Source organism: Pontibacter qinzhouensis (genome assembly GCF_008017455.1).
GTDB lineage: Bacteria > Bacteroidota > Bacteroidia > Cytophagales > Hymenobacteraceae > Pontibacter > Pontibacter qinzhouensis.
Map to the genome: position 1 here is coordinate 1 of NZ_VRTY01000064.1, position 14,373 is coordinate 14,373.

Below are 14,373 nucleotides of genomic sequence, written 5' to 3' on the forward strand. Positions count from 1 at the left end.
TGTTAGGCTAAAGCCGTAACATCTAAAAAGCCACTAAAAAAACGAGTGACACAGTTCTGTTTACACTCCCACCGAAAACGTTACAGTTTACGGTTCGTGCTTTTTTACTTTCAGGCCGATGTAAAACAGCCACCCGTGCAGCAACAACCCTTGCTACTAAAACAGCCAAAATGTTTTTGGAAGGCTATTTTCATGTAAATAATTTAAGAGTACAGCGCTTTTTTGCTTCTTTAAAGACAGGTCGGCTCAGTAATTAAGTACATGCAAAGAAGTTCTGCTACATAAGTTAACCTGTTTCAGTGGTAGCTTCCTAATTATTTGAATAAAAACGGCCTCCAGAAGGTTTTGCACTCAAATTTTGTCAAGGGTCTACCTGATGCTATCTAGTACATAATTGTACTTAGTGTTTTACAAAGCATTAAATGTCGGTATCAGATTATACCCAAATTAGGTTGCCGGTGAAAACAGACGGCAACAGCGGAAGGTAAAGACGTAACCATTTTAGTATTGGTGTTGCCTTTGGTTTTAGGAGTAGCTGCAGCAGGCACAGACAAACTAAATAGCTGGTGTAGCATTACAAATTATCTTGGTAGAAGTGTGTAGCACCGGCAGTTGCTGCAGGTTGCTGCCATATTTTACTAATTTAAACTAAATTGCACCTTATCCGTGTGCCGGCTCTTTTCCGTAAACCACACGTGTTAGTCTGAAGTGCCGGATCGGCAACGAGAGCAACAAACAAGGTAGGCTCCTGCAACCAGACTGGCTTTTTTCATACCAACAAGTTTATAAGCATATTGCATCTATGACCAACTTTTACTTCCGAATTCCTCCTGACAAAAGAAATTACCTCCCGTTCATTTTCCTGGTTTTTATACTCCTCTCTTTTCGCAGCTTAGCCAACGATAGCCACCACTTTATTCCGTTGCCGCTCAACGACCGAATAAAAGGGGCCAGTGCCATTGTAGAAGGAGAAGTTGTGGCGCAGCAGTCGTTCTGGGATGACGCGCAGCACAATATCTATACCTCCAATACCATTAAGGTTTACAAGGTGTTTAAAGGCCAGGTACAGGAAGAGCAGATTGAACTCATAACCGAAGGAGGCCAGGTAGGATTTAAGATACACGTTTTTTCGGCAGCGCTTAAACTGAAAAAAGGGCAACAAGGTATTTTTTTCCTGACGGGAGAGCAGCCACTCGGTACCACACCTGGTAAGCAGCGCCTGAAGACGAGAGCCTTCGGGAGCGAGCAAGGCTTTATACACTACGACCTGAAACAAGGTACCGCCAAAGATGTGTTTTACCGGTACAACTCCGCACCTGAGCTTTATAACTCCATTACCGTTGCCACCGGCACCTCTTTCCGGGAGCTGACCGAAAACGTAAAACTACGCGAGGCAGCAGCCCCACAGCAGCTCAGAGAGCAGCAAATACTATTGACACCTGTTATTGCCAGTTTTTCACCGGCAGAGGCAAGTGCCGGCACAGCCACCATTCTGACTATTAACGGAAGTGACTTTGGCAGCAGCCGTGGCAATGGCTCTGTTGAGTTCCGCAACGCCGACGATGGCGGCAATACCTGGATCAAGCCTCTCCCGCGCGATTACATCTCGTGGTCTAATACGCAGATACGGGTGCAGATACCCTCTTACGGCGAAGATGGGGGCACTGCCGGAACAGGACAGGTACGGGTAAATGCCCCAGACGGCAGTATTGCCACCAGCACCGACAGCCTGAGCATACCATTTGTGTACTCGAACCTGGCTTTTGACGGAGGCGCCCGCTCGTTCAAACCTGTGCTCTCGAATTTAAACAACCTGGGCGGCTACACCATGCAGTTTGGGCCAGGTATGCAAAGCAGGGCAGCGGCACAGGAGGCCTTCAGGCGCTCCATGAACAGCTGGATCTGCAACACCCAGGTTAACTGGCGTATTGGTTCCAACACCACCATAGCCACTGCTGCAGACGATGATGTAAGTATGATCAATTTTGTGCCGGGTGCCACGGTAGGGCAGAATGTGCTGGCCAGCACCGTGAGCCGCTACGAGGGCTGCCGGAGCGGCAACGATACGCTGTTGTGGGTAAGTGAGTTCGATATGCAAATAAACAGCGCCATAAACTGGCAATTCGGCCCAGGTGGGCCAGCCAGAGGCCAGTACGATTTTGAAACAGTGATGCTGCACGAATTGGGCCACGCACACCAGCTGGGGCACGTTATTCTGCCCCGGGCTGTTATGCACCATGCCGTGGAGTCGCAGGCTCTGTACCGCGACCTTAGCAATGACGACATAACCGGGGCAAATTTTGTGATGGACAGAAGCCTGATCGCTAACATTTGCCAGCAGCCCCCCATGCTCCCCAGTAACAGTCAAGACTGCAATTTTCCTGCTGAAAATAACCTGCTTGCCTATCCTAACCCAATTATTCCCGAAAACGAAACGCTGAACCTGCAGTTTCTGGTTGACGAAGACACCAGCCTTACCTTATTCCTTTACGATTACACTGGCAAGCTGGTAAAAGAGTTCACAGCTGAGTTTTCAAGCTTAAATGCTCCTGTAGAAGTTCGATTACATAGTTTAGCGGCAGGTATGTACATACTCAGGTGGACCCACGCCGACAGAAGCGGTGAAGTAAAAGTAATGAAGCTGTAAAGTGCGTCAACTGCATCAGAAAGTAAAAAGGCCAGCTCTTCAGCTGGCCTTTTCGTTTGTTTTCTGTTAAGGTCCAAGAGCAACAATGATGTCGTTATCTACTTGTTACTGTTAGGTTGCGGAGCGTATTAAGTTTGTAGCTTGGAAAGGGTCCGGTATATGTTATCAAAGGTGCTCATCATACCGCTCAAATAAAAGGCAAATTCACCCCATAAAGTAACATGCCATTTTCCCCTAAATTAAAGATCACCCAAGCTCTACAACAGCCATATGTTTAACTTAAAAGCATTTTCAACAATTTAAAAACTTCAAAAGGTAACATCATAAGATGGCGCAATTTTGCAAAAAACTAGCTGGCGGCTCCTACCCAGAGGCTGCAAAACGAGCGCCAGAGGTAAAAAATCAACTACAAAAGCCAGCCTAAAGATCAGAAAAAAACGTGTAGCAACAGGCATCGGTACCTAATATATTCTTTCCCGAGCAGCCTTCTGCCTCAGGCACTGTAGCAGCTGCTTGTTTTTAAAGTAAATTTTTGGAAGGATCGTGTAACTTTGCTTACGATAAAAAAGCCAACACCTTATGCCACACGACAGCACGACCTGGGTACAACTTATTTCAAAAAAACGATATGAGGCGGCAACAGATGCAGAGAAGTACGGATCAGACGAATCGGTGCGGGGCGAGTTTCAGCGCGATTACGACCGCATTGTGTTCTCATCTGCGTTCAGGCGGCTGCAGAACAAGACCCAGGTAATGCCGATGCCCGAAAGCGACTTTGTGCACACCCGCCTTACCCACAGCCTCGAAGCCTCGGTGGTAGGCAGGTCGTTGGGGCGCATTGTAGGCAAAAGCATTCTGGAGCGCCACCCACAGCTGGCCCACGAAAAGCACATTCAGGAAGCTGATTTTGGCGACATAGTAGCTGCTGCCTGTCTGGCACACGATATTGGCAACCCGCCTTTTGGGCATTCAGGCGAAGATGCCATTTCTGCTTATTTCTTGAGCGAGGCGGCGCAACCTTTTCTACAAAACCTCACAGCCACTCAGCTGGCCGACCTGCACCGCTACGAAGGCAATGCGGCTGGTTTCAGGGTGCTAACCTATACCTACCCGGCGCACTGCAACATGCCTGGTGGCCTGAGCCTGACCTATACCACCCTCGCCACCTTTACCAAATACCCGAAAGAATCGTTGCCGGTTGTGGGTGGCACCAAAAACACCAGCGAAAAGAAATATGGCTTTTTCCAGACGGAGCGGAAGTGGTTCGATACTATTGCCAAAGAACTGGGGCTGTTGCCTAAGGGAGCAGAGGACGAGGTGTTTTATCACCGGCACCCGCTGGCTTTCCTAGTAGAAGCGGCCGACGATATTTGCTACCGTATCATCGATTTTGAGGATGGGCTGAAGCTGGGGCTGGTACCGCACGAAAAAGGCATGGCCCTGCTCAGCCAGATCCTGAACGATGCTCCCGGCCGGGTTTCGCGCATTAGTTTTTACGATTGGCGAGAGGAGATTGGCTTTTTACGTGCCCGGATTATCGGCAAACTCATAAACGAGACTGCCGCCATTTTTCTCCAGCATGAGCAGGAGATACTGGCTGGCACCTACGACAAACCGCTGATAAACGAACTGGCCTGCAAGCCTGTGCTCGACGAAATCGGGAAGTTATCGGTGAGCCTGATTTACAACAACAAGCCGGTGCTGGAAATAGAGGCTGCTGGTTTTGAAGTACTTGGAGGGCTGCTCGATGCCTGTATGAAAGCCGTGTTCAGGCCGGCATCCAAACATCACCGCAAACTGGCGGCACTCATACCGCCACACTACCTGCAACTACCCGAAACCGCCACCGATTACGAGCGCATTATTCACCTGACCGACTACGTCACCAGCCTCACCGACCAGGCTGCGCTGGGCCTTTACCGCAAAATAAAAGGTATAGAACTTCCGAAGATGTATTAAGCAGCTGCAGGAAGAGACAAAAATCTTTTATTGATATACTTGCAAACTACACCTAGATAGGGCAGTGTAGAAAGAAACTACGCTCACCATAATAAACTTACTTACTCATTAAATCACAAATTACCATCTCCACCAGTTAACAAGCAAGCCATTTAGCAATCAGCAAAGAACAACCACCAATCAAATTATTCAAATAAAAACACCCTCCAAAAGGTTTTGGGACTTAAAATGCTCAAGGGTTTAAACGCCTGGCAACATCATTGAAGCGGCGACTGTCGTACATCTGCTTAAAACCTGCCCTCTTTCTATGAAAATACTGACTGCTGCCCAAACCCGCGCTGCCGATTCGTTCACCATAAACCAGCAGGGCATTGCCTCTGTTGACTTAATGGAGCGTGCCGCAAAAGCTTTTACCTGCTGGTTCGAAAATAAATTCAGACCCGATAAAGCCATATTCGTTTTTTGCGGCCCCGGCAACAACGGTGGCGACGGCCTGGCAGTGGCCCGCTTACTGCATGCGCGTGGGTATGTGGTGCAGGTACTCATAGTTGGCGATACAGAGAAAGCATCAGCAGATTTCCGCCTAAACCTGAAAGCTCTTCCGCAGGAGGTAAAGCCGGTAGTGGTTACAGAAGCTGTTGCTACTCCCACTGTACCTGCCGATGCCGTTATAGTAGATGCCCTGTTTGGCACCGGACTTAACCGGCCTGTTACCGGGCTCTATGCTGCTATTATAGCTAACATAAACGAAAGCAAAGCCTGCCTCGTGGCTATCGATATACCCTCCGACCTCTACACCGACAGCCAGACGCCAGCAGCGGGAGCCGTAGTAAAAGCAGCTTATACGGTTAGTTTTGAATTGCCAAAGCTGGCGTTCCTCCTGCCACAACACGAGGAGCTTATAGGAGAGTGGCATGTAGTGCCTATCGGCCTCGATGCCGGGTTTATAGCGGCAACGCCTACCAGTTACCACCTCACCTGCCTTAACAGCGCGCAGCAGCTGCTGAAGCCCCGTAGCAAGTTCTCGCACAAAGGCACTTTTGGGCATGCCTTGCTGGTGTGCGGCAGCTATGGCAAAATGGGAGCCGCTGTACTGGCGGCACAAGCCTGCCTGCGTAGCGGGGTAGGCCTGCTTACCTTACGCGCTCCTGCCGCTGGCTACACGGTGCTGCAAACTGCCGTACCCGAAGCCATGACGCTTGCCGACACAAATAAAAAGCACCTGTCGTCGCTACCCAAAGAGCTGGCGCCTTATACTGTGATAGGTGTTGGCCCCGGCATTGGGCAGGAGAAAACCACCCGCGCCATGGTTGGGCAATTGTTGGCCACTGCCTCTCAGCCACTCGTTATAGATGCTGATGCCATAAACCTGATTGCCGGAAGCGATAAACTAAAAGCCATGCTGCCGAAAGGGAAGGTTATATTTACGCCACACCCAAAAGAATTCGAACGCCTGGCAGGCAAAACCGCAAACAACTACGAGCGGCTGGAGAGACTTCAGGAATTTTGCAGAGAGTTTAGTTGCTACCTTGTGCTGAAAGGAAGCCATTCGGCAGTAGGCACTCCAGAGGGCACCATCTATTTTAACTCTACAGGCAATGCAGGCATGGCAACAGGGGGTACCGGCGATGTGCTTACAGGCATTATAACTGCCTTGGTGGCTCAGCAATACAGCCTCGAAGCTGCTTGCCGGCTGGGCGTGTATGTGCATGGCCTGGCAGGCGACCTGGCCAAAGCAGAAGTAGGCGAAATAGCCATGGTAGCCTCCGATTTGATTCGTTATTTACCGCAAGCCTTCCAGAAGCTGCTTCAGGTATAGAGAGTAGCCAAATACACCAGGCTGGCATGCAGTAGCATAGCCCCATCTGCAAGCAGCGCATAATACAAGCGCGGCTTCTCCTCCGACGAGTATACAACAACGAGGGCTGCCAAAGCAGATGCCAGCAGCAAGGCTATTTCTACCAGGGCAGTTTCCATTACCGTGCCCAGTACACCATTCAACACCAACAAACCCAACGACAACAGTTTAGTATTTCGGACGCCAATAAAGCCGGGAACGGTGAGCGTGTTGGTTTTCTGGTCATAGAGGTAATCGCGGATGTCGAAGAGCAGAGCCAGCGCCAGAATAAATAAAAATCGTCTTAAAAATAACAACAGCACCTCTTGTTCCCATACGACAGCGCCTGCCTGCATCACCGGAAAAAACACTGTAACGGCAGCCCAGACGTAAGCAATTAAAAACACCTTTAGCAAAGGTACGCTCCTGAGCGGGCGCACTTTTTTCGATTTGTACAGAATCGGGACAGTATAACCTACCGAAATGAGGGCCAGGTGTAGGATGAACCAGCCACTGAGCTGCAGTTTAAATACCCAATAAAGCACAGCGGCTCCTGCCAGGCTACTTAAGCCTATTATAGCCAGTTCCTGCCTGTGCCTCAGTGTCCAGGAAGTGGGTGCTGGTTTTGTGGAGGCATTCGCCTGTCTGAGCACACTTTGCACGCTGCTTAAGTTGTAGGTAAATAAGGTTGCTAGAAAAACAAAGGTCGCCAGCGCCAGCGATACCGGCAGGCCTGCCAGCAGAAATGTTTCGATGGTCAGGAAAAAGGCACAAAACGATATAAACACGTGGCTGTATAGCAACAGGCGTAAGCCTTTCACCAACAAACCGAAAATTCTGGTTTCTATGGCAAGGCTGTTGTTGCTAAGGCTTATCCTTTCGTGTTTGTGCATGGGCAAATTCTGTAATCCCGACAGGCTCTGCTCAGAAATAGAGTCAGACAAAAATTCTTTAGTGGTTAAAGGCGTATAAGGTGGCGTTTCAGCTTATTTTTTAAAAGTCCTGCACTTTCTCATCAACCTTCAAATTCAAAATTAGCACAATAACCAATTATTCTAATGGAAATGGCCTCCCAAAGTTTTTTTGATATTTTATGCTCAGGGTATATGGCAAAAACATATGTTCCTGCAGCCACACATTTTACATTTAGTTTTAACACTATATGCTTTCGAGCCAAGTGTATCGGCCATACCCTTGGCAGAATTGTGAAGAAATTCCTTTGGAAGGCCATTTTTATTAGAAGAATGCAAAAGCAAGATTCCCTTTATACTTACCAGATAAAGCTAAATGGAATGTACTTCACAGTTTGGTGCTACCGTAAAAAAAAAGCCTGACGCATGTTATATACGTCAGGCTTAATGGGGAAAGTAAAAATTTACACGATAGTTTTTTCTTTCGGTACTCTGAACGTTGCATCGTAGAGGCTGATGCTTTCCTTAATAATGCCGTATGCGTGTTCCCGGCCTAAGAACTGCTCAACAATTACTTCTTTGTTTTCCAGCTTCTTATAGTCTTCGAAGAAACGACGTAGCTCCAGCAAGGTGTGAGGAGGCAACTCAGAAATATCGTTGATATGGCGCACCGACATGTCGTTGTTGGCAACTGCTATAATCTTATCATCTTCTTCGTTGTTGTCGATCATTTGCATAACGCCAATAACTTTGGCATCTATGAGGCACATAGGTTGCACATCAATAGAGCAGATAACCAGAATATCCAGAGGGTCTTTATCGTCGCAGTAAGTTTGCGGAATAAAGCCGTAGTTGGCAGGATAATGAACAGAGGAGAAAAGCACTCTGTCTAATTTGAGCATACCGCTGTCTTTATCCAACTCATACTTTGCTTTCGAACCTTTCGGTATTTCAATAATAGCGCTTACTACACCTGGAGCTTCGTCTCCGAAACTTACATCATGCCATGGATTAAATTTTGCCATTTCTTAATTAAATAAATATTGATTCTTTTTTATAATACTGTTGCCTGATGGCGCTGTTACTTCATTAGCTCCTGTAGTGGCCGGCCAACCGTTCCGTTCGGCTCCTGAATATATAGCCAGGAAGCAATGGTGGGCGCAATGTCAGCTACCATTACTTCTGCAGAACTTTCGCCTGGCTTTACCTGCCAGCCGTACCACACCAGCGGCACATGGGTATCGTAGTTCGAATAAGAACCATGCGTGGTGCCGGTCGGGTTCTTAGAAGATCCTCCTTCAAACCAGCCGGGGCGCAGGGTAATCAGTACATCTCCGGAGCGCTCCGCATTGTAGCCATTGGCCATTCTGTTCACCATTCCTTCGCCCCAGCCACTGCGCTGTATACTTTCGGCTGCCATCGCCCTCGATACTGCGTTAAACCTTGTTACATAATCTGCAACTGCGTCCTGAAGTTCCAACTTATTTAACTTTTTGGCTTTTATAAGCTTGTGGTTCAGGTAAAGCTGCTGGTTTGTGTACCGCTCTATCCATTTGCCAGCGCCGTATGTTTTATTTAAATAAGCTTCGGCAGAGTCTGCTATTATACTTGAGTTAGCCACTCCGGCTGGCACATTTAAATCTTTCATGTAGCCAGGCACGTGAGCTGCTCCGTGGTCGGCAGTCAGAAACACCAGTATATTCTCTGTACCGAGCTGCTGCTCCAGGTACTGCAGGATCTCTTCAATGTCTTTATCGAGCCGCAGGTACACATCCTGCACTTCAATGGAATTTGGCCCGAAAGTGTGCCCTACATAATCTGGTGTTGAGAAGCTTACTGCTAAAAAGTCTGTATGGTTGCCCTTCCCAAGGTTTTCGGCAGTAAGTGCCGCCAGTGCAAAATCTTTTGTAATAGAGTTACCTGCTGGTATAGAACGAATTAGCTCATAATCTTTTTTCCTGATGGCCGGAATATTATGCGGAAAAACAGGCCGCTCCTCACCAGAAAGCCTGCCTTCCCAGGGCACATCATCGGCAGTGCTCTGTGTGTACTGCTCTATTGGCAGGAGTGTGTTCCAAACCTCATTCAGATATTTATCTGGGAGTTTCTGATCATTAAACTGTTGCACCCATGCTGGCAGTTCGTTGGCATAGTAGCTACTTGTAATCCAGTTTCCAGATGGAGAATCGAACCAATACGCACCGTTTGCCAAATGGCCTGCCGGTAAAATGGAGCCTCTGTCTTTCAGCGACAAGCCTATTACTTTAGAACCCATGTTTGTCGCCAGCCGCAGTTCGTCGGTTATGGTGGTAGTAAACAAGTTTCTAGGCGACATCAGGCCTGCATCAGAGGTACTTCCTACTGTCTTTACTGTTTTGTCTTCTACACAATATACATATTGCCCTGTATGCCTGTTATACCAGTTATTGCCAATAATACCGTTAATGGCAGGCACACTTCCGGTATAAATAGAGGCGTGGCCCGGAGCAGTATATGTTGGCACATAGCTATATTGTGCATACTTGAAATTAAAGCCTTTACCTACCAGCTTTTTAAATCCTCCTGCTCCGTATTGGTCCCAGTAGCGGTATAAGTAATCATATCGCATTTGGTCTACCACAATTCCAACAACAAGTTTTGGCCTTGGTATGGGGGCAGATTCAGAAAGAACCTGTGTGGTTGTTGGTGATCCTGTTTTAGATCCTGTACAGGCATTTAAAAAGCATATTGCCAGCACCACCAGCCTCAGCGGGGTAATAGTTTTAATTTTTTTAGAAGTCATTTTTTGTTTAAAGGGTTTGCCACAAATGTAGCAAGCCTATGAGCAAACTGGAATTAACCTTCTGCTAAAGATAATAATTTAACAATTTTATAATTTATTTAGCTTTTTGCAAATGTACCGCAATAAAAAACGCCCATCTTTAGGATGGGCGTTCCTTTTATATAGCATTCTTAACTTTTATTTTGCCGCCAATGCCTCTGCACCACCAACAATTTCAAGTATTTCGTTTGTAATGGCTGCCTGACGAGTTCTGTTATACGTGAGTTTAAGCTGTTTCAGCAGTTCCCCTGCGTTTTCAGTTGCTTTGTCCATGGCTGTCATACGGGCACCGTGCTCAGATGCATTAGATTCCAGTACTGCTTTGTAAACCTGTATCTTCAGCGATTTAGGAATCAGTTCTACAATGATCTCTTCTTTAGAGGGCTCAAAAGTATAGTCTGCAGTCATAGTGTTGGCAGCTGCTACATCTGCAGGCTGATCTTCTATAGGCAGGAACTGTTCTGTACGGACAATTTGTGTAGCTACGTTTTTGAACTCATTATAAACTAACACGACCTCATCGAACTCCTTATTCACAAAACCATCCATGGCACGCTCTGCAGCAACACGAACAGTATCGAATGAAAGGTTTGAGAAGAGTGTGCTATATTCACCTATGGTATTGTACCCTTTCTTCATAAAGGCTTCATGGCCTTTTTTACCGATACCCAGAAAGGTAACATTGCCTGCTTCGAACTGGCTTTTGTATTTGCCTGCAACTAAAGTGGTGGCTGCTTTAATTATGTTCGAGTTAAAAGCTCCGGCCAGACCACGGTCAGAGGTAACTGCCATAATCAGAACACGGTTAACCTCGCGCTTCTCTGAGTATACATTTGTTACAGAACCCTGATCCGTAATAGCCGACAAATTTGTCAGAATACCACTCAAACGCTGCGCATAAGGGCGCATGCGCATGATGTTGTCCTGGGCACGTCTTAGTTTGGCAGCTGCCACCATTTTCATGGCTTTCGTGATCTGCTGTGTAGACGATACTGACGTAATTCGGGCTCTAACCTCTTTTAAACTTGCCATATATTCGCTGTTATGAGCAAAAGGAGGAGCTAACGTAGCAGCTCCTGCCCTTTACATAACGTTTAGTACTTATTTATATCTGGATGAAAGCTCTTTTGAAACCTGCTTCAGAACACCAGTGGTCTGATCATCAAGTTTACCTGCCAGCAGCGCATCAAGGGTTCCTTTGTGCTGGGCTCTCATGGTGCGCAGGAAGTCTTTCTCGAATGTTCTAACTTCTGAAACCGGCACGTTATCGAGCAAACCATTGGTAGCGCAGTAAATAATGGCTACCTGCTCCTCTACAGATACTGGAGAGAATTGTGGCTGCTTCAGTATTTCCAGGTTACGACGACCACGCTCAATTGTCAGCTTAGTAGCAGCATCCAGGTCAGAACCGAATTTGGCAAATGCTTCCAGTTCACGGAACTGTGCCTGATCCAGCTTCAGTGTACCAGCCACTTTCTTCATCGATTTGATCTGGGCAGAACCACCTACACGCGATACCGAGATACCCACGTTAATGGCAGGACGAATACCAGAGTTGAAGAGGTTGGTTTCCAGGAATATCTGACCATCGGTAATAGAGATTACGTTGGTTGGGATATAAGCAGAAACGTCACCAGCCTGAGTTTCAATAATTGGAAGTGCCGTTAAAGAACCACCACCCTTTACCAGGTGCCTGATAGAGTCTGGCAAGTCGTTCATGTTGCGGGCAATCTCATCTGATGCACTTACCTTGGCAGCACGCTCTAATAAACGTGAGTGCAGGTAGAATACGTCGCCAGGATAAGCTTCGCGGCCCGGAGGTCTTCTTAGCAGAAGCGACACTTCGCGGTAAGCAACGGCTTGTTTTGAAAGGTCATCATAAACAACCAGTGCAGGACGACCAGTGTCGCGGAAGAACTCACCGATAGCGGCACCTGTAAACGGCGCAAAGAACTGCATTGGAGCAGGATCGGAGGCAGAAGCCGCCACAACTACTGTATAATCCATGGCACCACCCAGCTCCAGCGCTTTCACGATCTGGGCTACAGTAGATGCTTTTTGCCCTACGGCTACATATATACAGAACACAGGCTGTCCTTTTTCGAAGAACTCACGCTGGTTCAGGATAGTGTCAATCGCAACAGCAGTTTTACCTGTCTGGCGGTCACCGATAATAAGCTCCCGCTGGCCACGGCCAATCGGAATCATAGAGTCGATGGCTTTGATACCAGTTTGCATTGGCTCGTTTACCGGCTGACGGAACACAACCCCAGGCGCTTTCCGCTCAAGAGGCATTTCGTACAGTTCGCCAGAAACAGGCCCTTTACCATCTATTGGAAGGCCCAGCGTATTTACTACTCTGCCAATTATGCCATCGCCAACTCTTACCGAAGCAATACGTTTGGTTCTTTTTACAGTCGATCCTTCTCTGATGTCGCTGTAGTCGCCTAGCATTACGGCACCTACATTGTCTTCCTCTAAGTTCAGAACGAGAGCCTGAAGTCCGTTTTCGAACTCGATAAGCTCACCAGACTGTGCTTTCGAAAGGCCATAAATTCGAGCGACACCGTCACCCACCTGCAGTACTGTACCAACTTCTTCCAGTTCTGCCTCAGAACGGAAGTTTGATAGCTGCTCTCTTAGTATGGCTGATACTTCGTCAGGTCTTACTTCTGCCATGATTATAATTTGTTGATATAGGGGTTGTCTTTAAAATTATTTTTCAGCTTGTTGAGGCTATGCCTCACAGAGCTGTCGTATTGTTTATCGCCCACGCGCAGCACAAAGCCACCAATAAGCGACGGATCAACTTTTTCTATAAGTTGAATTGATTTTCCAGTCTGCACAGTTAGCTGCATAATAATCTGCTCGCGGAGCGCAGCCGTAAGCGGCATGGCACTGCTAACTGTAGCTACCTGAATTTCTTTCAGCTCGTTGTACTGGTTTTGAAACTCAACAGCCACAGCCTCCAGAATCGGCTCGCGTCTTTTGCGGGTAATAATTCCGAAAAAGGCCAGCGTAAGCGGGTTCACTTTTTTCCCGAAAACAGACGTAATAATGGCCAGCTTCTTATCTGATTTTATAATTGGGTTCTGAAGCAGCAGTTGAAAATCTCTGTTCTGAGATACTACCTGAGAGAACAGTTGCAGATCAGCTTGCACCTGTTCCAGCACATTTCTTTCAGAAGCTAATTCGATCAGCGACTTGGCGTACCTGGAAGCAACTCTAATATCTGACATATTGTATCTTATCAGCAATAGCGGCTATAAACCGCCATTCTTTTACAAAAATTTAGTTAAGCGTTACTTCCTTAATATACTGTTGCGCCAGTACCTGCTGTGCTTTCGGGTCGCTTAACTCTTTTCTTAAGATTTGCTCTGCAATTTCTAAAGAGATAGTAGCTGCCATGTTTTTCAGTTCTGTGAAAGCGGCACGCTTCTCGTTAACAATCGCCTCACGAGCCTGAGCTATCAGGCGGGTACCTTCTTCGTTTGCTTTTTGCTTAGCCGACTCTACAAGATTGTTACCAGCCTCTGCTGCTTCTTTCAGAATTTTGTCACGCTCTAAGCGTGCTTCTGCCAGCAACTTTTCGTTTTCTGCTTTTAAGCCCTGAATTTCGAGCTTCGCTTTTTCAGCAGCACTTAAAGCACTCTCAATTGAGGCCTCACGCTCACGAAGCGCACCCATTATGGGTTTCCAGGCAAATTTAGAAAGCAGGAACAGTACAATAAGAAATGTTATTGTCTGCCAGAAAATTAGACCTATACCAGGGGTTACTAATTCCATTGTTTATTTATTTGAAAGATTGTTTCTTTTAAAATGGCAGCCGGCTTTACACTGCCGGTTGCTTTTAACTATGCTTTCTACTACAAGTTTAATCTCAACGTCCGGACCATGCGTCCGGACGTGAGATCAGCAAAAGCCGAATTAGCCTTTGAAAGAGATTAGCAAGCAAACTACCACACCGAAAAGTGCAACACCTTCGATAAGGGCAGCAGCGATAATCATGGCAGTCTGGATTTTACCACCAGCCTCAGGCTGACGTGCGATAGATTCCATGGCAGAGCCACCGATTCTACCAATACCCAAACCTGCGCCTAGAGCTACCAGGCCAGCGCCGATACCAGCACCCATAATCGCGAAACCAGCACCCTCAGATAGAGCTTGAAGCAGAATTGCTAATAACATAATTGTAGTT

11 protein-coding genes are annotated in these 14,373 nt (G+C 47.2%); 3 read left to right on the forward strand and 8 right to left on the reverse strand.

Features of this window, described 5'->3' with window-relative positions; translation table 11 throughout:
- The first annotated feature begins 802 nt into the window (after nt 1-802).
- From FVR03_RS15810 to FVR03_RS15820, 3 genes are all read left to right on the forward strand, one after another.
- Nucleotides 803-2,647, forward strand: a complete 1,845-nt coding sequence (locus tag FVR03_RS15810; protein WP_147922737.1) for an IPT/TIG domain-containing protein — start codon at nt 803-805, stop codon at nt 2,645-2,647.
- A gap of 579 nt (nt 2,648-3,226) precedes the next feature.
- Nucleotides 3,227-4,606: a dGTP triphosphohydrolase gene (gene dgt, locus FVR03_RS15815; protein ID WP_147922738.1), complete on the forward strand. Its 1,380-nt coding sequence runs from the start codon at nt 3,227-3,229 to the stop codon at nt 4,604-4,606.
- 307 nt (nt 4,607-4,913) lie between these two features.
- A complete protein-coding gene (locus tag FVR03_RS15820) occupies nt 4,914-6,425 on the forward strand; it encodes an NAD(P)H-hydrate dehydratase (RefSeq protein ID WP_147922739.1) in 1,512 nt (503 codons plus the stop codon).
- Here FVR03_RS15820 and FVR03_RS15825 read toward each other — a convergent pair.
- The 8 genes from FVR03_RS15825 to atpE all read right to left on the reverse strand — a co-directional run bounded on the left by FVR03_RS15825 (nt 6,416) and on the right by atpE (nt 14,363).
- Nucleotides 6,416-7,336, reverse strand: a complete 921-nt coding sequence (locus FVR03_RS15825; RefSeq protein WP_255474246.1) for a UbiA prenyltransferase family protein — start codon at nt 7,334-7,336, stop codon at nt 6,416-6,418. The genes FVR03_RS15820 and FVR03_RS15825 overlap by 10 nt on opposite strands.
- A 482-nt stretch (nt 7,337-7,818) precedes the next feature.
- On the reverse strand, nt 7,819-8,379 hold the full coding sequence (locus FVR03_RS15830) for an inorganic diphosphatase (RefSeq protein ID WP_147922740.1): 561 nt from the start codon (nt 8,377-8,379) through the stop codon (nt 7,819-7,821).
- 56 nt (nt 8,380-8,435) lie between these two features.
- Complete coding sequence (pafA, locus tag FVR03_RS15835; protein WP_147922741.1) at nt 8,436-10,136, reverse strand: alkaline phosphatase PafA; 1,701 nt, start codon at nt 10,134-10,136, stop codon at nt 8,436-8,438.
- A gap of 177 nt (nt 10,137-10,313) precedes the next feature.
- Complete coding sequence (gene atpG / locus FVR03_RS15840) at nt 10,314-11,207, reverse strand: ATP synthase F1 subunit gamma (RefSeq protein WP_147922742.1); 894 nt, start codon at nt 11,205-11,207, stop codon at nt 10,314-10,316.
- 69 nt (nt 11,208-11,276) lie between these two features.
- Nucleotides 11,277-12,854, reverse strand: a complete 1,578-nt coding sequence (gene atpA, locus FVR03_RS15845; RefSeq protein ID WP_147922743.1) for a F0F1 ATP synthase subunit alpha — start codon at nt 12,852-12,854, stop codon at nt 11,277-11,279.
- Nucleotides 12,855-12,856: 2 nt separating this feature from the next.
- Nucleotides 12,857-13,414: an ATP synthase F1 subunit delta gene (gene atpH, locus FVR03_RS15850; protein WP_147922744.1), complete on the reverse strand. Its 558-nt coding sequence runs from the start codon at nt 13,412-13,414 to the stop codon at nt 12,857-12,859.
- Nucleotides 13,415-13,466: 52 nt separating this feature from the next.
- The gene (locus FVR03_RS15855) at nt 13,467-13,961 is read right to left on the reverse strand and encodes a F0F1 ATP synthase subunit B (RefSeq protein ID WP_147922745.1); all 495 of its coding nucleotides are present in this window, start codon (nt 13,959-13,961) and stop codon (nt 13,467-13,469) included.
- Between the two features lie 141 nt (nt 13,962-14,102).
- Nucleotides 14,103-14,363, reverse strand: coding sequence for an ATP synthase F0 subunit C (atpE, locus tag FVR03_RS15860; protein ID WP_114782027.1), 261 nt, complete (start codon nt 14,361-14,363; stop codon nt 14,103-14,105).
- Between the last annotated feature and the right edge of the window lie 10 nt (nt 14,364-14,373).

Excerpts from the sequence above, each read along its gene's own strand:
- FVR03_RS15810 (WP_147922737.1), top strand. The coding sequence starts at position 803 with ATGACCAACTTTTACTTCCGAATTCCTCCTGACAAAAGAAATTACCTC.
- dgt (WP_147922738.1), top strand. The coding sequence starts at position 3,227 with ATGCCACACGACAGCACGACCTGGGTACAACTTATTTCAAAAAAACGA.
- FVR03_RS15820 (WP_147922739.1), top strand. The coding sequence starts at position 4,914 with ATGAAAATACTGACTGCTGCCCAAACCCGCGCTGCCGATTCGTTCACC.
- FVR03_RS15825 (WP_255474246.1), bottom strand. The coding sequence starts at position 7,336 with ATGCACAAACACGAAAGGATAAGCCTTAGCAACAACAGCCTTGCCATA.
- FVR03_RS15830 (WP_147922740.1), bottom strand. The coding sequence starts at position 8,379 with ATGGCAAAATTTAATCCATGGCATGATGTAAGTTTCGGAGACGAAGCT.
- pafA (WP_147922741.1), bottom strand. The coding sequence starts at position 10,136 with ATGACTTCTAAAAAAATTAAAACTATTACCCCGCTGAGGCTGGTGGTG.
- atpG (WP_147922742.1), bottom strand. The coding sequence starts at position 11,207 with ATGGCAAGTTTAAAAGAGGTTAGAGCCCGAATTACGTCAGTATCGTCT.
- atpA (WP_147922743.1), bottom strand. The coding sequence starts at position 12,854 with ATGGCAGAAGTAAGACCTGACGAAGTATCAGCCATACTAAGAGAGCAG.
- atpH (WP_147922744.1), bottom strand. The coding sequence starts at position 13,414 with ATGTCAGATATTAGAGTTGCTTCCAGGTACGCCAAGTCGCTGATCGAA.
- FVR03_RS15855 (WP_147922745.1), bottom strand. The coding sequence starts at position 13,961 with ATGGAATTAGTAACCCCTGGTATAGGTCTAATTTTCTGGCAGACAATA.
- atpE (WP_114782027.1), bottom strand. The coding sequence starts at position 14,363 with ATGTTATTAGCAATTCTGCTTCAAGCTCTATCTGAGGGTGCTGGTTTC.